We start from the raw sequence: 16,362 nt of genomic DNA on the forward strand, positions 1-16,362 counted from the left end.
TAAATAGTGCTTCGGTTTTTTTATTTAAATGCTACTCGTAGTTTGGCTTTGTGATTTTACTACACTTCCTTCTTAATATTGACTTTAAAATCTGGAGAGTCTACTAATTGGAACGTCGCAGAAGCGAATTTAATAGCTCCGTTGGTTGCTTCCATTCTTTTTAAAACAGACATAAACAAAGCAGTTTTTGTAGCACGACGTCTTTTAAATGGAACTACATATCTTAAGGTAAATTCTACCCAATTATCGTTTGCAATAACAGAAACCATTGGTTCGGTTTGAGCATCTTCTAGGCGATAGGTTTGCTGCAAGTGATGCCAATCCGTTTTTGAGTTTACAGGTAATTCACCCAATACTTCGCTACCTATTTCATTTAAGATTGCAGTTGCCAAATCATAATCACTACCGTATTGAATGGGGATTTTAATTTCGTCCCATAGAAAGGGAAAATCACCAGAATAATTAAATACAGGTTCTTTAAAGACATAACTATTGGCAATCATGACGATTCTACCGTTATATAAATCGCCATCAACCCATTGACCAGTTTCCATAATCGTTGTTCGAAGGACGCCAATATCCATTACATCTCCTTTGATTCCTCCTAGTTGAACCCGGTCGCCGGTTCTAAAAAAGCCACCAAACATGATAGCGAGCCACCCTGCAAATGAGGCAATGACTTCTTGCAGAGCAAAAGCAACTCCAGCACCTGCAACACCTAAAGCCGTTGAAATACCACTTAACTTGCTGCTGAAAATAATTAGAATTAGTATAAAAGTAAGAATGTATCCCGCAAAACTTCCTATTTTACCTGCACGGTAACGGTTTTGGTTGTCGTCTATTTTGAGAATAAACTTCTTCTGGATAAATTTTATAATGAGCCAAATTATAAGTGTCCCTATAATCAACGTTACAATTTTACCAACAGTTGGGTCATTCAGTATTTCTATGATTTGTTTGTCCATAAAGTAAAGTCATTTATAAATAAGCGTATAGCTATTTTGTTCTTTAAAGATATAAAAGAATCCCCAACAAATTGCTTTACTTGAGCTAAAAACAACAAAAAACCCGATGATTAAATCGGGTTTTATAATTAATGCATGACATTTTCGACCTCCTTGGGATTGTGTTTGTGCTTGAAGAAAATGGCAAAAGCTACGGCAATTACCAACGCATATATAGCAAAGGAAAGCCAGATGTTGTGCCAATCTTTCATTCCATCTGCGGCAGTAAAATAGTTTGCAATCGCGTATCCGCTGATAAAGCTTCCAAGGACAGCTCCAAAACCATTGGTCATCATCATAAACAATCCTTGAGCTGAAGAACGAATCTTAGAATCGGTAGTTGTTTCGATAAACAACGAGCCTGAGATATTGAAGAAATCAAACGCCATTCCGTAAACGATACAAGACGCAATAATCATCCATAAACCTTCGTGTGGGTCACCATAAGCGAAGAATCCGAAACGCAAAACCCAAGCCAGTAAACTGAACAACATCACCATTTTGATACCAAATCGTTTTAAGAAAAATGGAATCGCTAAGATGAATAAGGTTTCTGAGATTTGAGAAATAGACATGATAATCGTTGAATATTCGACTACAAATGAATCAGCATATTCTGGTATTTTTTCAAAATCAGAAAGATATACATCTCCATACATGTTAGTTAGTTGCAATGCACCTCCTAAAAACATGGAGAAGATGAAGAACAACGCCATTTTATAGTCGGCAAATAATTTGAAAGCATCTAAACCTAATGATTCCGTCCAAGACTCGTCTTTTTTAGTTAGACGTAAAGGCGGACATTTAGGTAGTGTAAATGAGTATAATCCTAAGGCAACTGCTGCAACGGCAGCGATATAGAACTGATTTTCGGAAGCTTTGTTTCCTGATAAATTAGTCATCCACATGGCTACGATAAAACCTACAGTTCCCCAAACTCGAATGGGTGGGAATACTTTAATAACATCGTAAGCACTGTTTTTTAGTATATTGTAAGCGATTGAATTGGATAACGAAATGGTTGGCATATAGAACACCATTGCAACGAACATCACCCAGAAAAATGTAGTGGAATCGTTGACTTGTGGCAAGAAAGCCAACGCGATACCGCCTAAGATGTGTAAAATTCCGTAGAGTTTCTCGGCATTCATCCATCTGTCAGCGATGATTCCGGTTAGAGCCGGCATAAAGATGGAAGACAAACCTAATGTAGAAAAGATAGCGCCAAATTCGGCACCTCCCCATTGTTTAGTTCCGAACCAGTAATTTGCAATAGTAATCAGCCAAGCTCCCCAAACAAAAAATTGAAAAAAGCTCATTAAAGTCAACCTGAATTTTATTCCCATCTAATCGTATATTAAAATTTTGCTAAATAAACAGCCCGTAAATCTACTATTAAATATTTAATATGACAATGTGATGTAAATGTTATTTCGATGAGTTTGTTACTAAATCTCTAACTTGCTTAAACTGTTCCTGTTTATTTTAAGTAGAAGTATCGATTTCAACCGCACCTTTGGCAATAATTAAAGAAGGACCTTCACCCTAATATGGTGCTAATCCAATTAAAGAATTATAAATTATGTAAAAAAGGTACTCCTCTTTTTAAGTGGGCAATTCAATACTACCTCATCCGTTGGTAAGTAATTCGTTTTTATTGTGTTTGGGGACTCTCGGAACGTGTTCCGGAACTTGCGGAACGTGTAACGGAACTCTCGGAACATGTAACGGAACTTGCGGAACATGTAACGGAACTCTCGGAACGTGTTCCGGAACTTGTGGAACATGTAACGGAACTCTCGGAGCGTGTTCCGGAACTTGCGGAACATGTACCGGAACTCGGGGAACATGTACCGGAACTTGCGGAACAAGCAACGGAACTTGCGAGAAGGACAACGGAACCCTAAAAACGCGTCTCAAAATACGAAGGACAGGTTTACTGGAATTGAGAACCTAATGAAAAGTGCAATGCCTATAACTACAGTATGCACTTACTACTACTTCTCTTCTCGAAAATGTTGGCAGAGGTTTTATTTCTTGTAGCGATTATTTGTATATTTGGGATTGAAAATGACGTAAAGGTTGTATAAACTTGCGTATATTTACTAGTTGGCTGCTATTTTCACAGAACAATTGCTAGAAAAGAAATCTTAATATGGAAACTCAAAATATAGAATTGACTAAAAAGAGCCGAATCAATGCAACATTTAATTCAGTTCTTGTATTTATAGAGCTTACTATGTTACTATCAATTTTAATCTTTAGTTTCTTTGTAATTAAAGGTTACTCAGTATTAGGACATATTCCATTTTATGGAGACAAAGAAATTGTATCATTTAATGGTTTTGATAGAAAAGTTGTGATAATAATGCTTTATCCAATGTGGTTTGGAGTATATGTATGGATATTTATATTGGTTTGTAGTTTTTTATCAAACTTTAAAAGGAAAAGAAAAGCCGTGATATTTGGTTTAATTTTATGCTTATTGAACATTTTAGCTATGTTCAGTTCTCAACTTGCATGGATAATAGATTAAAAAAAACAGCAGCTAACAGCTAGGATATCGTTGCGGCTGGAAGCCGAACAATGAATCCTGTGTTGAACGGAACCGATTACATGCCGTTAACACTTATGGAGTTATCGATAAGTTGTTTGAGTGAATTTCAGGAAGATTAAGTGCCCTCTTTTCTTCAAGCGTTCTAAGAGAATGGTTGTGCCTAAAATAGAACTGTATTCAAGATACTATTTAAAATTTGGTTTTCGTGATGTACTTCGTATTTGTGCAATTGCCTCGAGGTAAATCTTATTCCATCGACTTTCTTACCAATTCCATAACTTGCTCAAACTGTTCCTCTTTATTCAACGTAGAGTTATCAATTTCAATAGCACCTTTTGCAATGACTAAAGGAGAATCTTCCCTGTGCGAATCAATATAATCGCGTTCTTGCACGTTTTTTAAAACAGCTTCATAAGTAACATCTTGGTTCTTGGCTGTCAATTCTTCAAAACGTCTTTGGGCACGGGTTTCGGCACTTGAATTCATAAAAATCTTTACTTCGGCATCGGGAAAAACTACGGTACCTATGTCACGACCGTCCATAACAATGCCTCGCTCCTGCCCCATTTTTTGCTGTTGCTCTACTAGTTTGGCACGAACTTCTGATATTTCTGCAATCCGACTTACGTACTGGGAAACTTCGAGGGTTCGAATTTGATTTTCAACATTTTCATCGTTCAAAAACATTTCGGCAAAACCCAACTCTTCGTTGTATTGAAATTTCAATCGAATATTTGGTAACGCATTAATCAATGTTTGAACATCAAAAGATTCTTTATTAATATAACCATTTTCCATCGAAAAAAGTGCGACAGCACGATACATAGCACCTGTGTCTACGTAAACATAGCCCAATTGCTTGGCAAGCTGTTTGGCAATAGTACTTTTTCCTGTAGATGAAAAGCCGTCAATGGCGATGATTATTTTTTTCATTTTTGGTGAATCTTGATTATTGGAGCAAAAATACACAATCTAATATTAAATAAAAGTAGATTGGTTGTTGGAATTTTTTTAAATAATAAAACCACGAATTGATTTTAATCGTAGATAAAATAGTAACCATAAAAAACTACACGAATGAAATCAAAAATTACTTTTCTAAATTTTATTGCTCGAACGGCATTACTTTTAGTATTCTCGACGTCCTTTGGACAAATTGTAACAAGTAATGCTGACGACGGCTCAGCAGGAACGTTAAGAAATCAGATAGCCACCGCTCCTACAGGTGGAACAATTACTTTTGGACTTGGTATAACGAATATTGTACTTACTTCTGGAGCAATTACTATTGACAAATCGCTGGTTATTACAGGAAATTTAATTTCAACAACTACGATTGATGCAAATGCCAACGGAAGAATTTTTGATATTACTTCTGGTTCAGTATTTCTGAACGATTTAATTTTAACGAATGGTCTTGCCGATAATGGTGGAGCGATTCAAGTAGTGGGTGCCAACTTGACTATCAATAATTCATCAGTAACCAACAGTGTTGCCAATGGAACTAGTGGTAGTGGTGGTGCTATACTTGTGGGTGCTGATGCTTCATTGACTGCTACTCTTTCTACTTTTTCAGGAAATAGAGCCAATCGTGCAGGTGGGGCTATTGAAGTTGTGGCAGGAACTACAACGATGCTTACTAATGTAAACTTATTAAATAATAATGCTGGAGTGGCTCCGGCAACTGCTGCACCTGGAAATGGTGGAGCACTTCACGTTACAGGAAACGCTACGGTAAGTATTACTAACGGTTTGGTAAACATGAATACAGCAGCAGCTGAAGGTGGTGGATTATGGAACGGTACTGGAACGATGACCGTTAATGGAACAACTATTGACGGAAATACAGCTGCAGGAGTTGCTGCAGATAATGGTGGTGGAGGAATCTACAACTTAAATAATGGTACATTAATTATTATGAATGCTGCAATTACAAATAATTCTGCTACAGGAGCTGCTGGTTCTGGTGGTGGAATTTTGAATGATGTTGGTGCAACGGTAACTGTTACAAATTCGGCAATTACTGGAAATACAGCAAATCGTGCTGGAGGAGGAATTGAAGGAAATGCAACAATGGGAACTTCCTTTATAAACCTAACAGGTGTAACATTAAACGGAAACACTGTGTTTTCATCTCCTGGAAATGGTGGTGGATTGCATATGACAGGACCCGGAACGATTATGATTTCTGGTGGAACAGTGAATAACAATACCGCAGGTGCTGAAGGTGGAGGTTTATGGAATGGGTCAGGAATGATGACCATTAGCGGAACAACTATTGACGGAAACACTGCTTCTGGTGCAGCACTTGACAATGGTGGTGGTGGAATTTATAACTTGAATGGTGGAACACTTTTAATTCAAAATGGTACTATAATCAGTAACAACATTGCCGATGGAACTTCGGGTTCAGGTGGTGGAATTTTGAATGATGCAGGTTCGACATTAACAGTGAATAATTCAACTATTTCAGGAAACAGAGCGAACAGAGCTGGTGGAGGAATTGAAACTCAAGCAGGTTCGACAGTAAATTTGATGATGGCAACCTTAACAGGAAATAACGCGGGAGTAGCTCCTGCAGTTGCAGCTCCCGGAAGCGGTGGTGGACTTCACGCAAGTGGAAACGCAACCATCAATATTACAAATGGTATGGTCAACATGAATACAGCAGCTTCTGAAGGTGGTGGTTTATGGAACGGAACAGGAATTATGACTATTAATGGAACTACAATTGATGCCAATACAGCATCAGGAGTTGATGCAACCAATGGTGGTGGTGGAATTTATAATTTGAATGCAGGAACTGTAACTATTTCTAATGCAACAATCAGTAACAACATTGCAAATGGAACGGCGGGTTCAGGTGGTGGAATTTTGAATGATGTAGGTTCTCAACTGTCTATTTCTGGAACTTCAATTACTGGAAATACAGCAGTAAGAGCTGGAGGAGGAATTGAAGATAACTCTGGAACAAGTACTATTCTTTTGACAAATGTAAATTTAGACAATAACAGTGTGACCGGACCTCCAGGAAATGGTGGTGGATTGCATATTACAGGTGCTGGAAATGTGACTATTTCTGGTGGAACAGTTAACGGAAACACTGCATCACTAGAAGGTGGTGGACTATGGAATGGAACAGGAATTATGAGTGTAACGGACACAGAAATTGACGGAAATACTGCTGCAGGAAATGGAGCTGATGATGGTGGTGCAGGAATTTTCAACAATGGCGGTACACTTATATTAGATACTGTAATGGTTACTGATAATAATGCGACTGGAACTTCGGGTTCAGGTGGTGGATTATTGAGTACTACTGGAGCAATTACCATTATGAATGCTACTTTTGACGGAAATGCAGCAAATCGTGCAGGTGGTGCAATTGAAGTAATTAACGGAACATTGACCATTACCAATTCAGACCTTACTAATAATGATGTAGATGGAAGTGCAGGAACAGCGAATCCAGGAAACGGTGGAGCGATTCATGTTTCAGGAATTACAACGACTATGATTTCAGGCGGAACGGTTTCTAACAATGACGCTGGACGCGAAGGTGGCGGATTGTGGAATCAAACAGGTTCGACAATGACGGTTACGAATGTAACTTTAGACGGAAATTCAGCAGGTGGTGCAGCAATCACTCAAGGTGGTGGTGCTTTATTTAATAACGGCGGAACTTTGAATGTGAATAATTCGACTTTATCAAACAATATGGTTGATGGAGCTTTAGGAAATGGTGGAGCGATTCACGTAAAAACAGGTACGGTTAACGTAATGTTGTCTACAATTTCTGGAAATACTTCCTTAAATGATGGTGGTGCCATTTACAACAATGCAATGTTGGATTTGAATGCAGTAACTATTGCAAACAATACCGCAACAGCAAACGGTGGTGGAATTGCAAATGATGCTTCTTCTACTCCAACTCTAAAAAACACTATTGTTGCTACAAATACTTCGGCAGTAGGAATGGATGTATTTACTTCTACTACTGGATTTGTTTCAAACGGATATAACTTAATAGGTGTTGATGCAACAAATGCTTTTCCAGCAACTGCTACAGACATTGAAGGAATGAATCCTTTATTAGGAACTTTAGCAAATAATGGTGGAACAACGTTTACACATGCTTTATTATCAAACAGTCCCGCTTATAATTTCGGAGCTCCAACTGATATGTTCAACGACCAAATAAACAATACCGTTTTTGATGGACGAAGAGATATTGGTTCTTTTGAAGCACAAGCTGTGTTAAGCAATGCTGTATTTGCAGGAAAAGTAGCTGCTATTTATCCAAATCCAGCAACAAACGGTTTATTGAATATTACTTTAGATGCTAACTTTAGTGGACAAGTAAGCGGAAAAATCTACGAATTGGGTTCTGGTAAAGTGGTGAAACAATTCAATACGACAACGATTAGTACTGAGGTACGATTAGATAATTTAGCTTCTGGTGTTTATGTAATTCAATTGGTATCTGAGTCATTTTCAGAAACACATAAATTGATTATAGGAAGATAATTTCAAATTGCTATGAAAGCATAAAGGGCCTTTACTTGACTGTAAAGGCTTTTTTGTTTTAGTATTATTGCGAATACGTTCGGTGACAATTGGTATACTATTAAAGTACAAAACGAAGCGTTTACAAAAAGCGATTAGAGAAGCAACTTCTATTAATTTTGATTAGAATAAACAATTACAACCGACTTTTAGACAATTGTAATAACGAATTATCCATTAAAAATTAAATATTTATACATTTTTCGCATCTCTTTCGTGTCATTCGTGCTAACTTTTGTGTCATTCAGGACAAAAATTGTGTTTAAACTTTTAATTTTCATTGCTTTGTTTCAACACAATTAATCTTAAAATCTAGGTATCATGAAAAAATTTGTAAAAAACATTTGTTTACTATTATTTGTATCCTCCGCTTTTATTGCTTGCTCAAGTGATGACGGTGGCGACTCAACATTAAGTGGAGTACCTAGTGGAGAAATAGTTTCGGTTGAATTAAGAAACGAAACCCTGACCGGTTTTAGTGATGACGAAGGTTCACAAAAATGGTGGACTCATGTAGTTTCTTCAATCTTTTCTTCAAATGAGGAAGAATGTGGTTGGGATACTGAATATGAAAATCAAGGATATTTTGCCTTTTTCCCTGATGGAAATTACTATCAAAGAACATCATTTAGTGGGTCTCAAACCTTAGTAGGAAGTTGGGAATGGGCAAATAGTTCTAAAACAAAGATATCTATTTCAAATCAAACAGGTGAAGGTGTAATGACTGTAACTTACTTGAATGATGAGAATATTGTTTTTGGAAACAAACAAAATATCGAAGGTTGTTCCATAACGAGTTACGAACAGTTCAATGACCCTATTTGGGAATAAAACTAGAAACTTAATAATTTGATTAATGAAAAATCGTTATAAAAAAACTGTATCTGTTCTATTTCAGTTTTAATCTACAAAAACATTAAGTCTTCACTGAGACTTAATGTTTTTTTTTGATAGGACTTTTTTAATTATAACTACATCATTAAACTGCTTAAGTTGCATTAAAGATTTTTTTTACCTTAAATTACTTTTTTTTTTCTAAGTTTACCATAAAACTACTAAATATGAAAAAACTACTACTTACTATTATAGCGTTTACTTCCTCTATTTCATTTTCACAAACTATCGCTATTCAATCATTTGCAACTGGATTTTCAAGTGCAGTTGAAATTGCACATGCAAATGACAGTCGGCTATTTGTCGTGCAACAAGGAGGATTAATCCGAATTTTAAATTCAGATGGAACTAAAAACACTACTCCGTTTCTTAACCTTTCTACACTCGTTTCGACAGGTAGCGAAAAAGGTTTACTAGGATTGGCTTTTCATCCCGACTATGCCACCAACGGCTATTTCTTTGTCAATTATACCAATACATCTGGAAGTACTGTCATTGCAAGATATTCTGTGAGTACAACCAATCCCGATGTAGCAAATACTACCGCAGCAATTTTAATGACCATCCCTCAACCCTACTCTAATCATAACGGAGGAACTATAAAATTTGGACCGGATGGTTATCTTTACATAGGTATGGGTGATGGAGGAAGTGGCGGTGACCCAGGTAACAGAGCACAAAACACAACTGAACTTCTCGGCAAAATGTTGCGTATTGATGTAGATGTAGAAAATGCTCCTTATTACAGTTCACCTGCTTCAAATCCGTATCTTGGAATTACAGGCAATGATGAAATTTGGGCAATAGGAGTCAGAAATCCGTGGAAATTTTCATTCAATAGGTTAAATGATGATTTATGGATTGCAGATGTAGGTCAAAATAATATCGAAGAAATCAATAAAATTGCCAGTCCACAGGCCGTGGGTTTAAATTTTGGTTGGAGGTGTTACGAAGGAACTGTTGCTTATAACACTTCCGGTTGTGCTGCAATAACCACGATGACTATGCCGCTTGCACAATATACCCATGCTCAAGGCTGTTCCATCACGGGAGGTTACGAATATACAGGAACATTGTATCCCAGTTTTTCTAACAAATATTTCTTTGCTGATTACTGCGAAAACCGAATTGCTTACGCAAATACTACTACAGGTGCCATTACTTATACACCCTATTTTACGGCAAGTAGCAATAACTTCACTTCCTTTGGCGAAGACATGAACGGAGAATTGTACATTACTAATTCTAGTATCATTTATAAAATAGTAGACACTTCTCTAGCAGGTACATCTTTTGATAAAGAAGCATTTTCAATTTATCCAAATCCTACCAACAGTACTTTCACTATAAAAAGTAGTAAAGGCACTGAAATTACTAAAATTGAACTGTTTGATGTTGCAGGTAAATTAGTTTTATCGAAGGAAAATCTAAACAGTAATTTACAAACTATTGATGTCGCTACACTTTCAAAAGGCATTTATATCGTGAATGTTTTTGGAGTAGATGGAAGTAATTTTGTTTCAAAATTGGTAAAGGAGTAATTACTAAATTATTTAAAAAAGAGAATATGAAAAATACTCTAGTTTTAATTTCAATTTTGTTAACGACGATTGGAAATGCTCAATCAAAAAGCAAAAGCGAAACGAGTAAACCTTTTGTTTTAGGCATAGTTGAAGAAATTCATTCAAAAGTATTATCTGAAATAAGAATTCTAAACATCTATTTACCGGACGGTTATAGTACAAATGACACAATAACTTATCCTGTAACGTATTTACTTGATGGTTCAGCTGATGAAGATTTTATTCACGTCGTGGGACTGTATCAATTCAATAATTTTCCGTGGATTGATAGAGTGCCGAAATCTATTGTTGTTGGTATCGCAAATGTCGACAGAAAAAGAGATTTTTACTTCCCAACTACGATTGTTGAGGATAAAAAGAGAAATCCAACTTCAGGTGAATCAGCAAAATTCATTTCTTTCATTGAAAACGAATTACAACCGTTTATTGAAAAAAAATTTAAAACGAATGCTTCAAAAACGATTATCGGACAATCAGCAGGCGGACTTTTAGCAACCGAAATTTTAATAAAAAAACCACAACTTTTCAACAAATACATCATCATAAGTCCAAGTGTATGGTGGGACAACTGCTCTATATTAAAGGAAAAATCCGAAATTTATGACGACCATTTTAAAGGCCCGATTGCTATTTATGTTGGAGTTGGCAAAGAGGGACTAGCACCAACTGCAATTCCCCACGTAATGGAAGTTGATGCCAATTTATTAGTTGAAAAACTAAAAAGCACAAAAAGCAACAATGTAAAAGTTCATTTGGATTATTTACCAGAAGAAGACCATGCTACAGTGACCCATCAGGCCATCTTCAATGCACTGCGAATTTTATATCCCAAGAGCGAAGAATAAACATAAAAATCTAATCGTTGTTGGTTTAATGTAATAAATTCTCCACTAAAATTAGTACTCATCCTCTTTTTATTGTCATGAATGAACTAGAAAACTTTTATTTAAAACAGTCAGAACCCGTTAGAAGTTGTTACCTCGCATTGAGAGATTTAATTTTAGCGCAAGACATAAACATTACCAACGAATGGAAATACGGAAGTTCCTTTTTTTATTACAAAGGAAAAATGTTCTGTTATTTATGGTTTCACAAAAAGCACAAACAACCTTATATATCGTTTGTCGAAGGAAACCGTTTTGACGAACCGTTTTTACTTCAAGAAAACCGTGCTCGAATGAAGATTATGCTGCTGAATCCGAATGAAGATTTACCTTTTGAAAATATCAAAACCATGATAAACAAAGCATTGGATTTATATAGAAATGGTGTTATTAAAACGAATAAATAAGTGCATTTGTGGAATATCGAAAAAAAACCTGATAAAATTATTAGAAAATTTTATTATTTCACGATAGCAAATATTACAGCTGTTGTTTCAATAATTCTAGGAATATATTTTTTTACTAAAACTGAACCTAGTAATGGGTGGAATTTCATTTTTGCATGCGGTTTTTTAGTTTATAGTTTACTTATTATCATAGTTGACCAAGTTTTACAATACATTACAAACAAATACTGGATAATTACTTTAATAGAAATCGTAATTATAACTTTTATTTATTGTCAAGTAATTTACTAATGATTACTTTTAGAATAGAATTAGTACTGAATAAAATTCCATAAATAAAACAACACCGTTTAACAATGAAAAAATTAGCACTACTAACACTAGTTATAATTTGCACTTTTCCATTAACAAGTTTTAATACCTATAAAGAGGAATCAGTAAAAAATAAAGGAATTGTTTTTTTTAAAGGTACTTTTGAGGAAGCGCTTGAAAAAGCAAAAGCAGAAAATAAATTCATCTTCATTGATTTCTACGCCAAGTGGTGTGGCCAATGCAAAAAATTAAAAAAATCATTTAAGGACGATGAAGTCGGCACGTATTACAATAAAAACTTCATAAATATTTTGGTAGATGGCGAAACAAAAGAAGGACGCGAATTGATGCTTTACTATCAAATTCAAAGTTACCCTACTCTACTAATTGTTGATTATAACGGTAGGATACAAACCAAGACAACCGGTTATTTAAAACCTTATATTCTTATTAATTTTGGTAGAAGAATTGTTCCTTACTAGAATTAAAATTTCTTAATCCCCAAAATTAATCGTCAATCCAAACAAACTAGTGTTTGCCGCCAAAGTATAGCGTGAATACGAATAATCAAACTTGATTTTATTAAACCGCAATCCGAATCCTAAAGATATTCCGCTAAAATTTCGTTGCTCTTCAATACTCAATTCCTCACCACGTCGAAAATTATACCCCATTCTAATGTTAAAAGCTTTCTCCGGAAATAATTCGGCACCCACAATCAAGTGACGCAATGCATTATTAAAGAAACCCACTTTCTCAGGTGTCGAACCACCATCAATGTTGCCTTCAGCTCGTGCAGGATTAGAAAATGAAACATCCCATTGCTGCAAATTTTCAAGTGTAACGTGCCATCTCAAAGGTACATGTTCCAATTTTTGAGAGATTCCAGCAATAATTTCAAAAGGTAGTGGTTCGCGTTCACCTGCATAAGTAGTAAATTGCGTTCCAATATTTCGTACAGCAAGTGCTATATTGATTTCATTATATTCATCCACATACAATGCACCTAAATCGACTGCACCACCAAAGGAATTGTAGCTTTCCAAAGTAGACGAAATCAACTTAGCATTCGCACCCACATAAACATCAGTCCACGGAATATTATAAGCATAACCAAATGAAAGTGCGATTTCACTTCCTGTAAAACTCGTAGTTTCTAATCCATTTTCATCATAACCTTCAAAAGTGCCGTAATTCACATAGTTAACACCTGCGTGAAAAGTTTGAATATGACGGTCATATGTAAAAGCATAAGCTGCAGTACCATAAGTTACTTCACCAAAAAGGCTTCCGTAATTTAATGATAAATGGTTGTGCATTTTATCATTAATCGTTGCTGGATTAAATAAGGCTTGATTCACATCAGAATCGTAAATAGTGATTAATTTTCCACCCAAAGCCGCTTGTCGTGGAGAAGTAATTAAATCAAGGAATTGATAAACCGACTTTCCTCCCACTTGCGCGAAAGTTATCGTGCTTGTGAAAACGAATAGAAGTAAAATCTGGTTTTTGAACATTTAAAAAGTTTCGATTATCAATTGTATAACGGAAATGCGAAGATATTATTTTTGAGCTAACTTGATTTGTTTATTTCTTTCTTTTTTCAATTTCTATTCTATAAAAGTGTTCGTTTTTAATTTTTATTATATCTTTCAATACTAAAATAATAACCCCAACATTAATTAGTGTCTATGAAAAAAATACTACTTCTTCTGTTCGCTTTTACCTTCTTTGCACCAGCTTTCGCTCAATCTATTACCGGAAAAGTCTTTGATTCCGTAACTAAAGAACCTTTGGCTTTTGCCAATTTTACGTTCAATAATAATCCAAGAATGGCAACTTCCTCGGATATTGATGGAAAATTCAGCTTTTCGACAGTGCAAAACATTACAAATCTGACTTGTACGTATGTAGGCTATGAAACATTTAATATGCAAATTACGACTAGTAAAAATCTAGTTGTTTACTTAAAAGCTTCTGAAAACAACCTTCAAGAAGTCGTCATCAGACCCAGCGAGAACCCTGCAAATGCAATTATTAAAAAAGTGATTGCCAATAAGGATAAAAATAATCCTGAAAGAATTCCATCGTTCAAATATAAATCCTACAATAAGATGGTTTATGATGTGAAAACAGATGGAACCACGAAAGAAGACAGTGTGAATATAAAAATGAAAGGAAAACTGCTGAAAGACAGTCCGCTTTTCATGATGGAATCAGTTTCGGAGCGTAAATTTATAGCTCCAGATATTAGTGAGGAAGTAGTCATTGGAACCAAAGTTTCTGGTTTTCAAAACCCATCATTTGCCTCATTAGCAACCGACTTACAACCTTTTTCTTTCTACCAAGACAACATCAAATTATTTGATATTCAATACCTAAATCCAATCAGCAAGGGGAGTTTAAATAAATATCAATTTATTCTTGAAGATACCATCTTTCAAAATAAAGACACGATTTACATCATTTCTTTTCAACCCAAAAAGAATAAAAACTTTGAAGGTTTACAAGGACAATTGTATATCAATACCAATAAATTTGCGGTTCAAAACGTAATTGCCTCCCCTTTTGAAAAGGGAAAAATAGACATTAAAATTCAGCAGAAATATGTTTTTTTAGAAAATAAATACTGGTTTCCCGAACAGTTGAATTATGGATTGCAATTCACCGATTTAAAAATGGTGGTTGACGGAAAAAGCTACATTAGCGAAGTTGAACTCGAAATTCCTCTACGAAAGAAAGAGTTTGCACTCGAAAGCGTCCGTATTGATAAAATGGCTGCTAAGAAAGACAGTTTATTTTGGGACAATTACCGAGTGGAAAAACTTTCTGAAAAGGAACAAGTAACGTATCGTGTGGTCGACAGCATAGGTAAAGAGAATAATTTTGATAAAATACTGAGTAGTGTTGAAAAATTAACGCAGTTTAAAATTGGTATTGGTGTATTTGACCTGGATTTAGCCAAGACAATTGTGTACAATAAATACGAGGGATTCCGATTAGGATTGGGAGCTTATACGAATGAAAAATTATCTGAAAAATGGACGTTTGGAGGATTCTTGGGTTACGGAACTAGAGATTACGATTGGAAGTATGGAGGTGAAGTTTTTTATACTATTTCAAAGAAAGATGAATTTAAAATTGGCGGTAAATACCAAAACAACCTCATAGAAGCGGGAAACTACGGCTTAAATTCAACCTTACAAAACATGTTGAACTTTAGAAATTTTCAAGCATATTTGATGGATAATGTGAAACAGACCAGTTTCAATATTGAAGCACGAAGTTTCAGGTATTTGAAATGGAAAGTAAGCCTGACGCAAAGTGCTACGACTCCAAAATACCTTTCAGAATTTCAAGAAAATGGTCAAATTTACACAGATTACCACGACAGCAATGTCCGAATTGATTTACGATTTGGTTTCAAAGAAAAATTTATAAGTTCATTCAACCAACGCATGTCTGTAGGAAGCACCTACCCTATTCTATCGGTTTCTTATTCAAAGGGAATTAAGGCTGTGATGAACAGTGATTTTAATTACAACAAAGTTGAAGTGAGAATTGAACAATCTTTCTTTACAAAAAATTTCGGAACTACTAAGTACCAGCTTGATTTGGGAATCATAGATAATCCGTTACCATATGGCTTGCTTTTTACAGGTGAAGGAAGTTATGATAAAGATTATCCATATATGATTCCGAATTATTTTCAAACGATGCTTCCGTATGAGTTTTTATCAGACAAATATGCTAATTTATTTCTGTCGCATAATTTTGGAGGTTTATTGTTTAAAGTGGGGAAATTTCAACCCGGAATAACGCTTCATAATAATTTTGGATATGGTACACTTTCCGATGAAAACGCAAGTAAAAACACATTAACTACTTATAATACGAAGGAGAAAGTGTTTATGGAAACAGGACTTCAATTAGATAACCTTATTAAAATGAATTATTTAGACATTGGTTATTTGGGATTTGGAGCCGGAGTTTATTACCGTTATGGAGCTTATGAAAATCCGAATACGAAAGATAATTTTGTTTATAAATTCAGTGCTACATTTACGATTAAGTAAAAAAGCTTCCTTTCAAAACTAATAATGCCCAATAAAATAAGTACTATTTTATTGGGCATTTATAATTTATGAAATACAG

Annotated in this window: 13 protein-coding genes; 9 read left to right on the forward strand and 4 right to left on the reverse strand. The window is 35.2% G+C overall.

Annotation, left to right across the window (positions count from 1 at the left end; genetic code table 11):
• Positions 1-59: 59 nt before the first annotated feature.
• Both ACQ5J2_RS13460 and ACQ5J2_RS13465 read right to left on the reverse strand, forming a co-directional pair.
• Positions 60-965 carry a mechanosensitive ion channel family protein gene (locus ACQ5J2_RS13460; protein WP_432670975.1) on the reverse strand — a complete coding sequence of 302 codons (906 nt, stop codon included), beginning with the start codon at positions 963-965 and terminating at the stop codon, positions 60-62.
• 128 nt (positions 966-1,093) lie between these two features.
• Entirely contained in the window at positions 1,094-2,350 is a 1,257-nt protein-coding gene (locus ACQ5J2_RS13465) for a nucleoside permease (RefSeq protein ID WP_432670976.1), read from the reverse strand.
• A 263-nt stretch (positions 2,351-2,613) separates the two neighbouring features.
• Between ACQ5J2_RS13465 and ACQ5J2_RS13470 the strand changes: the two genes are divergently transcribed.
• Both ACQ5J2_RS13470 and ACQ5J2_RS13475 read left to right on the forward strand, forming a co-directional pair.
• The gene (locus ACQ5J2_RS13470; RefSeq protein WP_432670977.1) at positions 2,614-2,961 is read left to right on the forward strand and encodes a hypothetical protein; all 348 of its coding nucleotides are present in this window, start codon (positions 2,614-2,616) and stop codon (positions 2,959-2,961) included.
• Positions 2,962-3,159: 198 nt separating this feature from the next.
• Positions 3,160-3,540 (forward strand): hypothetical protein, encoded by a 381-nt coding sequence (locus ACQ5J2_RS13475; protein WP_432670978.1) that lies wholly within the window; start codon positions 3,160-3,162, stop codon positions 3,538-3,540.
• Between the two features lie 267 nt (positions 3,541-3,807).
• On the opposite strand, the gene cmk is transcribed toward ACQ5J2_RS13475, so the two are convergent.
• Positions 3,808-4,494 (reverse strand): (d)CMP kinase, encoded by a 687-nt coding sequence (gene cmk, locus ACQ5J2_RS13480; protein WP_432670979.1) that lies wholly within the window; start codon positions 4,492-4,494, stop codon positions 3,808-3,810.
• Between the two features lie 144 nt (positions 4,495-4,638).
• Here cmk and ACQ5J2_RS13485 point away from each other — a divergent pair, with 144 nt between their 5' ends.
• The 6 genes from ACQ5J2_RS13485 to ACQ5J2_RS13510 all read left to right on the forward strand — a co-directional run bounded on the left by ACQ5J2_RS13485 (position 4,639) and on the right by ACQ5J2_RS13510 (position 12,689).
• Positions 4,639-8,088, forward strand: a complete 3,450-nt coding sequence (locus ACQ5J2_RS13485; RefSeq protein WP_432670980.1) for a beta strand repeat-containing protein — start codon at positions 4,639-4,641, stop codon at positions 8,086-8,088.
• A 360-nt stretch (positions 8,089-8,448) separates the two neighbouring features.
• Entirely contained in the window at positions 8,449-8,958 is a 510-nt protein-coding gene (locus ACQ5J2_RS13490; protein ID WP_432670981.1) for a hypothetical protein, read from the forward strand.
• A 230-nt stretch (positions 8,959-9,188) separates the two neighbouring features.
• Positions 9,189-10,562 carry a PQQ-dependent sugar dehydrogenase gene (locus tag ACQ5J2_RS13495; RefSeq protein WP_432670982.1) on the forward strand — a complete coding sequence of 458 codons (1,374 nt, stop codon included), beginning with the start codon at positions 9,189-9,191 and terminating at the stop codon, positions 10,560-10,562.
• A gap of 26 nt (positions 10,563-10,588) precedes the next feature.
• On the forward strand, positions 10,589-11,449 hold the full coding sequence (locus tag ACQ5J2_RS13500; RefSeq protein ID WP_432670983.1) for an alpha/beta hydrolase: 861 nt from the start codon (positions 10,589-10,591) through the stop codon (positions 11,447-11,449).
• A 77-nt stretch (positions 11,450-11,526) separates the two neighbouring features.
• Entirely contained in the window at positions 11,527-11,895 is a 369-nt protein-coding gene (locus ACQ5J2_RS13505) for a DUF1801 domain-containing protein (protein WP_432670984.1), read from the forward strand.
• Between the two features lie 356 nt (positions 11,896-12,251).
• Positions 12,252-12,689 (forward strand): thioredoxin family protein, encoded by a 438-nt coding sequence (locus tag ACQ5J2_RS13510; protein ID WP_432670985.1) that lies wholly within the window; start codon positions 12,252-12,254, stop codon positions 12,687-12,689.
• Positions 12,690-12,701: 12 nt separating this feature from the next.
• On the opposite strand, the gene porQ is transcribed toward ACQ5J2_RS13510, so the two are convergent.
• Positions 12,702-13,724 carry a type IX secretion system protein PorQ gene (porQ, locus tag ACQ5J2_RS13515; RefSeq protein ID WP_432670986.1) on the reverse strand — a complete coding sequence of 341 codons (1,023 nt, stop codon included), beginning with the start codon at positions 13,722-13,724 and terminating at the stop codon, positions 12,702-12,704.
• A 174-nt stretch (positions 13,725-13,898) separates the two neighbouring features.
• On the opposite strand from porQ, the gene ACQ5J2_RS13520 reads away from it, so the two are divergent.
• Positions 13,899-16,283, forward strand: a complete 2,385-nt coding sequence (locus ACQ5J2_RS13520) for a DUF5686 family protein (RefSeq protein WP_432670987.1) — start codon at positions 13,899-13,901, stop codon at positions 16,281-16,283.
• The last annotated feature ends 79 nt before the right edge of the window (positions 16,284-16,362 follow it).

Source organism: Flavobacterium sp. SM2513, from assembly GCF_050908145.1.
In the GTDB taxonomy this organism is placed as follows: Bacteria; Bacteroidota; Bacteroidia; order Flavobacteriales; family Flavobacteriaceae; genus Flavobacterium.

Excerpts from the sequence above, each read along its gene's own strand:
- ACQ5J2_RS13510 (WP_432670985.1), top strand. The coding sequence starts at position 12,252 with ATGAAAAAATTAGCACTACTAACACTAGTTATAATTTGCACTTTTCCA.
- porQ (WP_432670986.1), bottom strand. The coding sequence starts at position 13,724 with ATGTTCAAAAACCAGATTTTACTTCTATTCGTTTTCACAAGCACGATA.
- ACQ5J2_RS13485 (WP_432670980.1), top strand. The coding sequence starts at position 4,639 with ATGAAATCAAAAATTACTTTTCTAAATTTTATTGCTCGAACGGCATTA.
- ACQ5J2_RS13490 (WP_432670981.1), top strand. The coding sequence starts at position 8,449 with ATGAAAAAATTTGTAAAAAACATTTGTTTACTATTATTTGTATCCTCC.
- ACQ5J2_RS13495 (WP_432670982.1), top strand. The coding sequence starts at position 9,189 with ATGAAAAAACTACTACTTACTATTATAGCGTTTACTTCCTCTATTTCA.
- ACQ5J2_RS13505 (WP_432670984.1), top strand. The coding sequence starts at position 11,527 with ATGAATGAACTAGAAAACTTTTATTTAAAACAGTCAGAACCCGTTAGA.
- ACQ5J2_RS13460 (WP_432670975.1), bottom strand. The coding sequence starts at position 965 with ATGGACAAACAAATCATAGAAATACTGAATGACCCAACTGTTGGTAAA.
- ACQ5J2_RS13520 (WP_432670987.1), top strand. The coding sequence starts at position 13,899 with ATGAAAAAAATACTACTTCTTCTGTTCGCTTTTACCTTCTTTGCACCA.
- cmk (WP_432670979.1), bottom strand. The coding sequence starts at position 4,494 with ATGAAAAAAATAATCATCGCCATTGACGGCTTTTCATCTACAGGAAAA.
- ACQ5J2_RS13500 (WP_432670983.1), top strand. The coding sequence starts at position 10,589 with ATGAAAAATACTCTAGTTTTAATTTCAATTTTGTTAACGACGATTGGA.
- ACQ5J2_RS13475 (WP_432670978.1), top strand. The coding sequence starts at position 3,160 with ATGGAAACTCAAAATATAGAATTGACTAAAAAGAGCCGAATCAATGCA.
- ACQ5J2_RS13465 (WP_432670976.1), bottom strand. The coding sequence starts at position 2,350 with ATGGGAATAAAATTCAGGTTGACTTTAATGAGCTTTTTTCAATTTTTT.